This is a genomic window from Sulfuricaulis sp. (assembly GCF_049587675.1).
Classification (GTDB): Bacteria; Pseudomonadota; Gammaproteobacteria; order Acidiferrobacterales; family Sulfurifustaceae; genus Sulfuricaulis.
The window spans coordinates 1-9,054 of the sequence record NZ_JBAVEJ010000058.1; the positions used below are offsets into that span (position 1 = coordinate 1).

General features: G+C 61.1%; 13 protein-coding genes. 8 read left to right on the forward strand and 5 right to left on the reverse strand.

Features of this window, described 5'->3' with window-relative positions; all coding sequences use genetic code 11:
• Positions 1 to 165: 165 nt before the first annotated feature.
• From WB402_RS03150 to WB402_RS03170, 5 genes are read right to left on the reverse strand one after another with little or no spacing between them, the layout of a single operon-like run.
• A complete protein-coding gene (locus WB402_RS03150) occupies positions 166 to 1,506 on the reverse strand; it encodes an ATP-binding protein (RefSeq protein WP_424205462.1) in 1,341 nt (446 codons plus the stop codon).
• A complete protein-coding gene (locus tag WB402_RS03155) occupies positions 1,499 to 2,167 on the reverse strand; it encodes a response regulator (protein ID WP_424205463.1) in 669 nt (222 codons plus the stop codon). The genes WB402_RS03150 and WB402_RS03155 overlap by 8 nt, the downstream gene beginning before the upstream one ends.
• A 4-nt stretch (positions 2,168 to 2,171) precedes the next feature.
• Positions 2,172 to 2,777 (reverse strand): cytochrome b/b6 domain-containing protein, encoded by a 606-nt coding sequence (locus tag WB402_RS03160; protein WP_424205464.1) that lies wholly within the window; start codon positions 2,775 to 2,777, stop codon positions 2,172 to 2,174.
• Between the two features lie 11 nt (positions 2,778 to 2,788).
• Positions 2,789 to 3,256: a diheme cytochrome c gene (locus WB402_RS03165; RefSeq protein WP_424205465.1), complete on the reverse strand. Its 468-nt coding sequence runs from the start codon at positions 3,254 to 3,256 to the stop codon at positions 2,789 to 2,791.
• A 9-nt stretch (positions 3,257 to 3,265) separates the two neighbouring features.
• Positions 3,266 to 3,685 (reverse strand): DUF1924 domain-containing protein, encoded by a 420-nt coding sequence (locus tag WB402_RS03170; protein ID WP_424205466.1) that lies wholly within the window; start codon positions 3,683 to 3,685, stop codon positions 3,266 to 3,268.
• A gap of 292 nt (positions 3,686 to 3,977) precedes the next feature.
• Between WB402_RS03170 and WB402_RS03175 the strand changes: the two genes are divergently transcribed.
• The 8 genes from WB402_RS03175 to WB402_RS03210 all read left to right on the forward strand — a co-directional run bounded on the left by WB402_RS03175 (position 3,978) and on the right by WB402_RS03210 (position 8,954).
• Positions 3,978 to 4,331: an ArsR/SmtB family transcription factor gene (locus WB402_RS03175; RefSeq protein ID WP_424205467.1), complete on the forward strand. Its 354-nt coding sequence runs from the start codon at positions 3,978 to 3,980 to the stop codon at positions 4,329 to 4,331.
• A complete protein-coding gene (locus WB402_RS03180) occupies positions 4,312 to 4,800 on the forward strand; it encodes an SRPBCC family protein (protein ID WP_424205468.1) in 489 nt (162 codons plus the stop codon). Before WB402_RS03175 ends, WB402_RS03180 begins: the two co-directional genes overlap by 20 nt.
• A gap of 36 nt (positions 4,801 to 4,836) precedes the next feature.
• A complete protein-coding gene (locus WB402_RS03185) occupies positions 4,837 to 5,373 on the forward strand; it encodes an SRPBCC family protein (protein WP_424205469.1) in 537 nt (178 codons plus the stop codon).
• Between the two features lie 9 nt (positions 5,374 to 5,382).
• A complete protein-coding gene (locus WB402_RS03190; protein ID WP_424205470.1) occupies positions 5,383 to 5,934 on the forward strand; it encodes a cytochrome b in 552 nt (183 codons plus the stop codon).
• Positions 5,935 to 5,950: 16 nt separating this feature from the next.
• Positions 5,951 to 6,514: a YceI family protein gene (locus tag WB402_RS03195; RefSeq protein WP_424205472.1), complete on the forward strand. Its 564-nt coding sequence runs from the start codon at positions 5,951 to 5,953 to the stop codon at positions 6,512 to 6,514.
• A 30-nt stretch (positions 6,515 to 6,544) separates the two neighbouring features.
• The gene (locus WB402_RS03200; protein WP_424205473.1) at positions 6,545 to 7,117 is read left to right on the forward strand and encodes a YceI family protein; all 573 of its coding nucleotides are present in this window, start codon (positions 6,545 to 6,547) and stop codon (positions 7,115 to 7,117) included.
• A gap of 99 nt (positions 7,118 to 7,216) precedes the next feature.
• A complete protein-coding gene (locus WB402_RS03205; RefSeq protein WP_424205474.1) occupies positions 7,217 to 7,633 on the forward strand; it encodes a GFA family protein in 417 nt (138 codons plus the stop codon).
• A 145-nt stretch (positions 7,634 to 7,778) separates the two neighbouring features.
• On the forward strand, positions 7,779 to 8,954 hold the full coding sequence (locus tag WB402_RS03210) for an MFS transporter (RefSeq protein ID WP_424205475.1): 1,176 nt from the start codon (positions 7,779 to 7,781) through the stop codon (positions 8,952 to 8,954).
• Positions 8,955 to 9,054 lie beyond the last annotated feature (100 nt).

Consider the following 9,054-nt stretch of genomic DNA (forward strand, 5'->3'; position numbering starts at 1 on the left):
TAAAGGAGCCGGAGTGATCTGATTTTCAGGATCCGCGCATCTCATTGAGCTGCTAAACACCCAAGGCCCGGCTCACGCCGGGCCTTTTTATTTGACCTCACGATCCGAACCGCGTCACCCGATCCCGGGCAAAGAGGAAATAGTTAAAGGGGCCAAGGCTAATGCTCAGTCCGGAAAAGTGACCGATACGCGCAGCCCCTTGCCGCCGTCACCTTGGGAGATCGTGGCCGTGGCGCCGTGAAGGTCGGCGATGCGCTTGACGATGGAGAGACCAAGACCGCTGCCGGATTCGTTGGTGCCGAGCACGCGATAGAAGCGCTCCCAGACAAGTGCCTGCGTCTCCGCAGGAATTCCCGGGCCCTGATCGACGACCGAAAACACCGCGCCGTCCGCGGTTTTCGCGACCATCGCTCGCACCACGTTCCCCGGCGGACTATAGCGGATCGCATTATCAATAAGGTTGCGCATGAGGATCCCGACCAAGGCGGGCTCGCCGGGCGTGCGGACCTCCTTTCCTTCCATCAGTTGCAGGTCGACGTTCTTTCCGATGGCGGCCGGCGCCAGATCAGCGACGACAGCGACAGCGAGCGCATGCAGATCGCACGGATCGCGGCGGCTGATACGTTCCGGTTCCAGCCGCGCGAGCGTCAGCAGTTGCTCAACCAGGTGCGTGGCACGGTCGCAGCCCACCAGAACGTTATCCAGCGCATGTTGGCGCTCCGCATCGGCCGTGGCCGCGCGCGCGACTTGCGCCTGCGTCTTGATGGCGGCCAGCGGTGTGCGCAGCTCGTGAGCGGCGTCGGCCGTGAAGCGTCGTTCATTGTCGAGCGAATCACGCACCCGCGCGAACAGGCGGTTGAGTCCCTGCACCAGCGGTAATACCTCGGTCGGGACCACGGCGGCTTCCAGGGGCGCAAGACTTTCCGGACGGCGTTCCGCAACCTGGCTGCTCAGTGTTTTCAGGGGCCGCAAACTGCCGGCGACGCCGAACCAGATGAGGATCCCGAGCACAGGCAGCGTGACCAGCAGCGGACGCAGCAGGTTCTCAGCGATGGTTTCTGCCAGATCATCGCGTACCTCGCGCTGTTCGCCGACCTGAACGAGGAAGTGCCGCGACTCGTCCCAGGCACTGAAGACGCGCCATTTCTTTCCGGCAATGATGCTGTCGCTGAAACCCTCGCTCCGTGATGACAGCGGCACGTTCGGCGCGCTGGCGGAATGCAGCACCAGCTGATTTCCCTTTTCCCATACCTGGAATGCGACCTTGCGGCTGTAACGGTGGAGTGGCGGTGCGTGCTCGGTGTCGATGCCCTCCGCCTCATGGCCAATCTGGGCGATCAGCAGCGAGGTCGACTGGGCCAGGTGCGCGTCGAGCAACTCATCCAGCTCATGGAGCGTATCCCGATAACTGAAGAGCAGCGTGACGACCCAGGCCAGCAGGGTCGTCAGCAGCAGGACGACCAGCAGGCGGCGCTTGATGGAATGGCCGGCGCGCGTCTCAGCCATCCGTGCCTCGCGGCATCATGTAACCCACGCCACGAATCGTGCGCACCAGTTCCGGCGCCAGTTTGCGTCGCAGGTGGTGGACATGGACTTCGATCGCGTTGCTTTCAACCTCTTCGCCCCAGGCGTACAGCCGCTGTTCCAGCTGCTCGCGGGACAGGACGCGGCCGGCATTGAGCATCAGTTCATGCAGCAGGGAAAATTCGCGCGCGGAGAGTTCGACGGGCTTTCCCCGAAACTGTGCGCGGTGTTCGGCCGGGTTCAGCTCAAGCCCATGCACGCGCAGAATCGAGGCGGCTTCGCCCTGGCCGCGTCGCGTCAGGGCACGCAGGCGCGCCGCCAGTTCGTCGAGATCGAACGGCTTCACCACATAATCATCTGCGCCGCTGTCCAGGCCCTTGACGCGATCGTCGATCGCATCGCGCGCCGTCAGGATCAGCACCGGGACCGCATTGCTCTTGGCGCGCAGACGCCGCAGCAGCTCCAGCCCCGACAGTATTGGCAGTCCAAGATCGAGAACGACCGCCGCATATGACCCGGTTTCGAGTGCCGCGGCCCCCTGTGCGCCGTCCTGCACCCAGTCGACGGCAAAGCCGGCCTGCATCAGTCCCGCCTGAATGCCATCACCGAGAAGCTTGTCGTCCTCGACCAGCAGTATGCGCATGCTGCTATCTTATGACACTCCAGAGCGCGACCGCACCCGTCAGCAGGCTGATGCCGATCAGCCAGTGCGCACGCCGCACGCCCTGACCGGCTTCGCCCTTCTTGTAGCCGTAGATCATGGCGCGCACCAGGTTCTCCCGGTGCAGCAGGCTGCTGACCAGCACCCCGGCCACATGCACCACGACCAGCGCCAGCATCGTGTTGGCGGCAGCCTCGTGCAGCTCCTCAAGCCACTCGCCGCCGGTCTGGTTATAGACCGCGTAGCCGGTGGCGCCGGAAATCAGGCCAAGCAGCAAGAGACCGTAGATGGCCCAGCTGCCGGCGGGGTTGTGGCCCACGTAGTGCTGCGGTGAACCGGTCAACAGCGACTTGAGATACGCCGCGACTTTGGAGGGGCCGAACAGGAAGGAGCTGAAGCGCGCATAGCGCGTGCCGATCAGGCCCCACACGAGACGGAAACCGATCAGTCCGAGCATCGTGTAACCCAGCAGCACGTGCACATCGCGGAACATCTCCGACTCCGCTGTCAGGAATGCGCCGGCAAATGACCCGGCCAGCAGCCAGTGAAAAACTCGGGTGGGAACGTCCCAGACCAGAATGCGTGTTGTCATGTTGACCTCCTTCACTTGGGAATGCGGATGCTGTGTTCGTCGAAATCGCCTTTGTCGCCACCGACGTGGCAGGCCGTGCAGTTGGCCGCGCTTTTTACCTGCGGATTCTTCCAGACGCGATCCGGCACTTCGTCGTGCTCGTGCACGAACCAGCGCGTCTCGGTAATGCGCAAGGCCGGCGTCCGTGAGAGTGAACGATCCCGCCCCGCGTTCTTTTCCAGAAACGCTGCGATCCCGGCAGCCGTTTGCGGGTCGAGGCTGGCGTCGCTACCGAAATGCTTGTCGAGACCGGACATCAGCGCGCGCCACGAACTGGCCGGCAACAATTGAGGCGGATAAGCGATGTGGCAACTGCCGCATTCGCTCTTCCACGTTGGGTCGGTCGCCGTATAAAAATGATCGTCGGCCGATGCCATGCCGGCCCAGCACAGGCCGGCTGCCAGGAACGCGCAAAAAATCGAACGCTTTGAAATTTTCATCACAACCTCCTATTTCCCGAGAGACATGAGATAGCTGAGGACATCGCCTTTCTCCTGCGGCGTGCAGGCGCGTCCGAGGACATCGTTGCAGTTGCGCTTGAACCACTTCTCGACCTTGTCGGGCTTGGCAAAGCGTTCGGCGTTGGCTGCCGGCGCCAGTGGCGCAATCGGTTTGTTGGTCTTGGCATGCTGGCCCGTCGCCATCGGGTTCTGCGTGTGACAGGCGGCGCAACTCCACTCCCGGCCATGGGTGCTTTTAAAGAAGGCCTCGCCGCGCTGCGCGGAAAATCCCGCGAATCCGGCGGTGTCCTGTTTTGCCTCCGCTTCGAATGTCCGCAGGAAATCCGCCGGCGTCTCGGCGCGGGCGAAACCGGCGACGAATAACGCGATGGCGGCGGTGACCGCCTGAAGCATGGGGAATACGCGCATCGTGAATGCTCCTGAAAGTGTTGAACACGTGGCGCACGCTACTCTCCGTGCCTTAAGGGAGCCTTAACGGAAGGAACTCGATGGTTAGCCGGAAAAAAATTGCATATCTGCGTGAAAATATGCGCTCGCGGTACAGCATCGCGCGCCGTTAACCGCCTTCTACGATCCCACACAAATTTTGTCCCTAACGGAAATTCAACGTGATGACAGGAGGCTTTTGTTTGGTTCTTGACAAGATCGCTGCCGAGGTGTATTTAACCATAAGGTTAAATAAAGAAGCGAGCCACCCTCTATGCCTTCCGACCAACTCAGCGCCACTTTCTCAGCACTCGCCGACCCGACGCGCCGCGCCATCCTGGCGCGTCTGGCTTCGGGCGAGTCATCGGTCACGGAACTCGCCGAACCGTTTGAAATGAGCCTTCCCGCCGTGACCAAACACCTCAACGTGCTGGAGCGCGCCGGCCTGATCCGGCGCGGTCGCGACGCGCAGTGGCGGCCCTGCCGGCTCGAGGCGAGGCCGCTGCGGGAAGTGTCCGATTGGGTGGAACACTACCGGCGCTTCTGGGAGCAGAGCCTGGATCGTCTGGACGACTATCTGAAAGAACTGCAAAGCAAGGAGAAGAAACATGGACGCAAAAAGAAATAGTCCTATCGAGGAAACAGCGGATCGCGAGTTCGTCCTCACGCGCGTCTTCGATGCGCCGCGCGAGCTGGTGTGGGAAGCGTGGACCAATCCCAAACACGTGGTGCACTGGTGGGGGCCGCGAGGCTTCACGACCACGATTGAAAAAATGGACGTGCGGCCGGGCGGGGTGTGGAAGCATGTCATGCACGGACCCGACGGCACCGACTACCCCAACAGCAGCGTTTTCAAAGAGGTCGTGAAACCCGAGCGCATCGTTTATTCCCATGGCGGCGGAAAGCAGGGCGGTCGCGGCGCGCATTTCGTGGTGACGTGGACCTTCGAGGCGCTGGGCGACAAGACCAAAGTGACTCTGCACGCGCTCTTCCCCTCGGCGGCGGACCGTGACCATGTGGTCAAGGAGTACAACGCCATTGAAGGCGGCAAGCAGACCCTCGAACGCTTTGCGGAATACTTGGTCAATATGCGTTGATAGGCGATTGCGGATCGCCGCGTAAAGGAGACAGACATGGACCAAAAAACAAACAGCTCGGTCGCGGAAACCCAGACGAAGGAATTCGACATCTCGCGCACCTTTGATGTGCCGCGCGACTTCATGTTCAAGGTGTGGACCGACCCGGAGCACATGCAGCGCTGGTGGGGGCCGAAAGGCTTCAAGGTGTTTCACAGCAAGATGGATCTGCGCCCGGGCGGCAGCTATCACTACGGCATGCGCTCCCCCGACGGCCACGACATGTGGGGCAAGTTTGTTTTTCGCGAGATCGTCAAACCCGAACGGCTCGTGTTCGTCAATTCCTTTTCCGATGAAAACGGCAATGTCGCCCGGCACCCGATGCACCTCGCCTGGCCGCTGGAAATGCTGAGCACGATCACCTTCACCGAACAGGCCGGCAAGACGACCGTTACCGTGCGCTGGTTGCCCCTGAATGCGACGGCGGAAGAGCGCAAGACCTTCGAGGATGGTTTCAAGTCGATGCAGCAGGGCTGGGGCGGAACCTTTGAACAGCTCGGTGAATACCTGGTGAAGGTCGGCAGGGGCGGCTAGGGGCAGGTTGTGAGTGACCGTGAGCGTTACACCCCGGTGGCCATGTCACTGCATTGGCTCATCGCCTTGCTGATCTTTGCCGGTTGGGGCCTGGGTTTCTATATGCACGATTTGCCTTTGTCACCGGCGAAACTCCGGTATTACAGCTGGCACAAGTGGATGGGAGTGACGACGTTCATTCTGGCCATCCTGCGCGTGGGATGGCTGGCGACGCATCCCGTGCCACGCATGCCACGTGCAATCCCGCCCTGGCAGACGCGGACCGCGCGCGTCACGCATGTTGTGCTGTACTTGCTTATGTTTGTCATTCCCCTGAGCGGGTGGTTGATGAGTTCGGCCAAGGGTGTGCCGACGGTCTACTTCGGTGTGTTGCCGATTCCGGACCTCATCGGCAAGGACAAAGTCGTCGGCGATGTCCTGGTTGTGGTACACCAATCGCTGGCATTCGGCCTAGCCGCGCTGGTGGGCCTGCACGTCGCCGCGGCGATCAAGCATCAGTTCATGGATCGCGATAGCGTGATGGGCCGCATGGTCCCTTTTCTCAAACCGCCACGACTGTAATATGTAATATCAAACCATGAGCACTTCCGTCGCCAGATTCCTGTCCCGTTGGTCCACCGTGGTACTTGCTGTTGCGACGCTAACGGCAGTCGCGGCGGCGAGCAGTATCGATGCGACCAAAAGCGGGATCACGGCGACCTTTCGCCAGATGAACGTGCCCGTCGAAGGCGGCTTCAAAGTTTTCCGTGGCACCATTGACTTCGATCCCAGGAACCTCAAGCTGGCGCGCGCACGTATTGAAATAGACACGGCGAGTTTCGACCTGGGGGCGCCGGAATACGAAGAGGAGCTGCGCGGGAAAGAATGGTTTGATGCACCGACTTACCCGAAGGCCAGCTTCGTTTCATCCGGCGTGATTTCCGTGGGGGAAAACCGGTTCGTGGCCAAGGGCAAGTTCACGCTCAAAGGCAAAACGCAGGAGATCAAGGTACCGTTTACGATGCGTTCCGAGAGTGGCGCGCGGGTTTTCGAAGGCGAGTTGCCGGTTTCCCGAAAAGCGTACGCGATCGGCAGCAGCGAATGGGACGGTACACTCGATGACGAGGTCATTGTAAAGTTCAGAGTAACCACCGCCCATTAATCGTTAACGCATTCAATCAGGAGAAGCCTCATGACCCGCAAAAATTGGATGCTCGCCGTACTCATTGCCGCTATCTCGGCTCCAGCCCTGGCCGTCGCCGACCAATACACCGTCGACCCGGACCACACCTACCCGAGCCTGGAGTTTTCCCACATGGGCATCTCCATCTGGCGCGGAAAATTCAACAAGACCTCCGGCAAGATTACGCTCGACGTCGCCGCCCGAACCGGCAGCGCCGACATCCAGGTTGACACCGCCAGCATCGACTTCGGCCACGACAAGATGAACGAATACGCGCTCCGCGCGGATTGGCTCAACGTCGGGAAGTTTCCGACGATGACGTACAAGGGTGCCATCAAGTTCGAAGGCGACATGCCCGTATCCGTCGATGGACAGCTGACGCTACTCGGCGTCACCAAGCCGCTGAAGCTGAAAATCAACAGCTTTCAGTGCATCGCGCACCCGTTACTCAAGAAAAAAGTCTGCGGCGCCGACGCGGAAGGCGATCTGAACCGTGCTGACTTCGGCATGACGCAGTACAGCGAGGGTGAGGCCGGGAAGGTCCACCTGCGCATCCAGGTCGAGGCGTTGAAGGGTGGCTGACCCCTGCGCGCACTTTAATAGAAAGGGACGGAGGGTTTGTTTTACAGGCAGCCCGCCTGAGATAACCTATTCCATCATCATGCTCTCAGCGGACATGCCATGACACAATCCACCTTTCGCGGCAGTTGCCTTTGCGGTTCCGTCCAGTACGAAATCACAGGAGATCCACAACGGTTCTATCACTGCCACTGCTCGCGCTGCCGCAAGGCATCGGGTACCGGGCATGCATCGAACCTGCTCATCAAACCCGGAGCGATCAAGTGGATCAAAGGTGAGGACCTGATCAAGGCATACAAAATCCCGGAAGCGAAGCGCTTCACACGGTGCTTCTGCTCGGTGTGCGGCAGTGCGGTGCCGCGCTACGTGAAGGAGACGGATTTCATCGTGATTCCGGCCGGTTCGCTCGACAGCGACCCGACGATCCACCCGCAGGCGCGCATCTTCTGGGACTCGCGCGCGAGCTGGTCCTGTGGTGGCGACGACTTGCCGGTTCATTCGGAATACACGACAAGTTAAAAGGACCGACGTGATTTAGTCGCCGCCCGCCACGTTCGCCATTAAGCGCGCGTCGGGCTGTTGTGCTCATTCTGAGGGCATAGTATGCGTCTCAACCTTTGGACGGGACATGTTGTGAAGCCAACTTTCCAAAAGCCCTGATCGCATGTCCACCCGCTCGACCCTCGCCATCATCGTCCTCGCGGAGCTGCTTGGCACCTCCCTGTGGTTCAGCGCCAATGCCGTTGCCGACGCGTTGCAGCTTGCGTGGGGCCTGACGCCGGTCGATATCGGCCATCTCACCAGTGCGGTGCAGCTCGGTTTTATCAGCGGAACGCTTTTCGTGAGCCTGTCGGGGCTCGCGGACCGCTACTCCGCCAGCCGAATCTTTGCGGTTTGCGCGGTGCTCGGCGCCATCGCCAACGCCGCATTCGCCCTGTCCGGCGGGCTCAGCGACGCGCTGTTCTTCCGCTTTGTCGTCGGCCTCGCCCTCGCCGGTGTCTACCCGATCGGCATGAAGCTGGTGGTGAGCTGGGCGCCCGCGAAGGCCGGCAACGTGCTCGGTTGGCTGGTCGGCATGCTGGTGATCGGCAGCGGACTGCCGCATTTCGTGCGAGGACTGGATGTGTCGGCCACGTGGCAGGGAGTGATCTACATCTCCTCAGCGCTGGCGGTGATCGCGGCCGCGATGGTCTGGTGGCTGGGCGACGGTCCGCACCATGGAGTGTCGCGCCGGCTGCAATGGGGCGGTGTGTTGCAGTCGTATCGACTTCCGGCATTTCGCGCCGCGTCTTTCGGCTACTTCGGGCACATGTGGGAGCTGTACGCGTTCTGGGCGGTGGCGCCACTGTTGATCGCGCACCTGGGACTGGGCGCAGACACGCACCACATGTACCTCGCGGCCGCCGGCGTGTTTGGTGCCGGCGGTATTGGTTGCATAGCGGGCGGAGTTATCAGTCATCGCTGGGGCAGCGGCCGGGTGGCGAACGCGGCACTCGCCGGCTCGGCGCTTTGTTGCCTGCTCTATCCGCTGGTGCAGGGTCTGTCCGTATTGTTTATCCTGGCGCTGCTTTTTGCCTGGGGATTTTTCGTCGTCGCCGACTCGCCGCAGTTCTCGGCGCTGGCGTCCAAGGCCTGTCCGCCCGAGCGCGTCGGCAGCGCGCTTGCCTTCATGAACAGCATCGGCTTTGCCATCACCATTGTCTCGATCGAACTCGTCACCGCATTATGGTCAACGATGACGGAACACGTTGCCTGGCTGATGCTTCCCGGTCCGCTGCTGGGTTTGATCGCGATGCGCCGGCTATGGCGTGCCCCAGTGCCAGCGGGGCGGCAGGACTGATTTGTTGGCAGCGCTTTGTATCGTTTTCGATATGATCGACTTCGGAAAATAAGGGGTATATTCTTTCTGCACTTTGCGGCTGGTCCGTCATGGATAGATC

Coding starts and splice junctions, on each gene's coding strand:
- WB402_RS03150 (WP_424205462.1), bottom strand. CDS start 1,506: ATGGCTGAGACGCGCGCCGGCCATTCCATCAAGCGCCGCCTGCTGGTC.
- WB402_RS03155 (WP_424205463.1), bottom strand. CDS start 2,167: ATGCGCATACTGCTGGTCGAGGACGACAAGCTTCTCGGTGATGGCATT.
- WB402_RS03160 (WP_424205464.1), bottom strand. CDS start 2,777: ATGACAACACGCATTCTGGTCTGGGACGTTCCCACCCGAGTTTTTCAC.
- WB402_RS03165 (WP_424205465.1), bottom strand. CDS start 3,256: ATGAAAATTTCAAAGCGTTCGATTTTTTGCGCGTTCCTGGCAGCCGGC.
- WB402_RS03170 (WP_424205466.1), bottom strand. CDS start 3,685: ATGCGCGTATTCCCCATGCTTCAGGCGGTCACCGCCGCCATCGCGTTA.
- WB402_RS03175 (WP_424205467.1), top strand. CDS start 3,978: ATGCCTTCCGACCAACTCAGCGCCACTTTCTCAGCACTCGCCGACCCG.
- WB402_RS03180 (WP_424205468.1), top strand. CDS start 4,312: ATGGACGCAAAAAGAAATAGTCCTATCGAGGAAACAGCGGATCGCGAG.
- WB402_RS03185 (WP_424205469.1), top strand. CDS start 4,837: ATGGACCAAAAAACAAACAGCTCGGTCGCGGAAACCCAGACGAAGGAA.
- WB402_RS03195 (WP_424205472.1), top strand. CDS start 5,951: ATGAGCACTTCCGTCGCCAGATTCCTGTCCCGTTGGTCCACCGTGGTA.
- WB402_RS03200 (WP_424205473.1), top strand. CDS start 6,545: ATGACCCGCAAAAATTGGATGCTCGCCGTACTCATTGCCGCTATCTCG.
- WB402_RS03205 (WP_424205474.1), top strand. CDS start 7,217: ATGACACAATCCACCTTTCGCGGCAGTTGCCTTTGCGGTTCCGTCCAG.
- WB402_RS03210 (WP_424205475.1), top strand. CDS start 7,779: ATGTCCACCCGCTCGACCCTCGCCATCATCGTCCTCGCGGAGCTGCTT.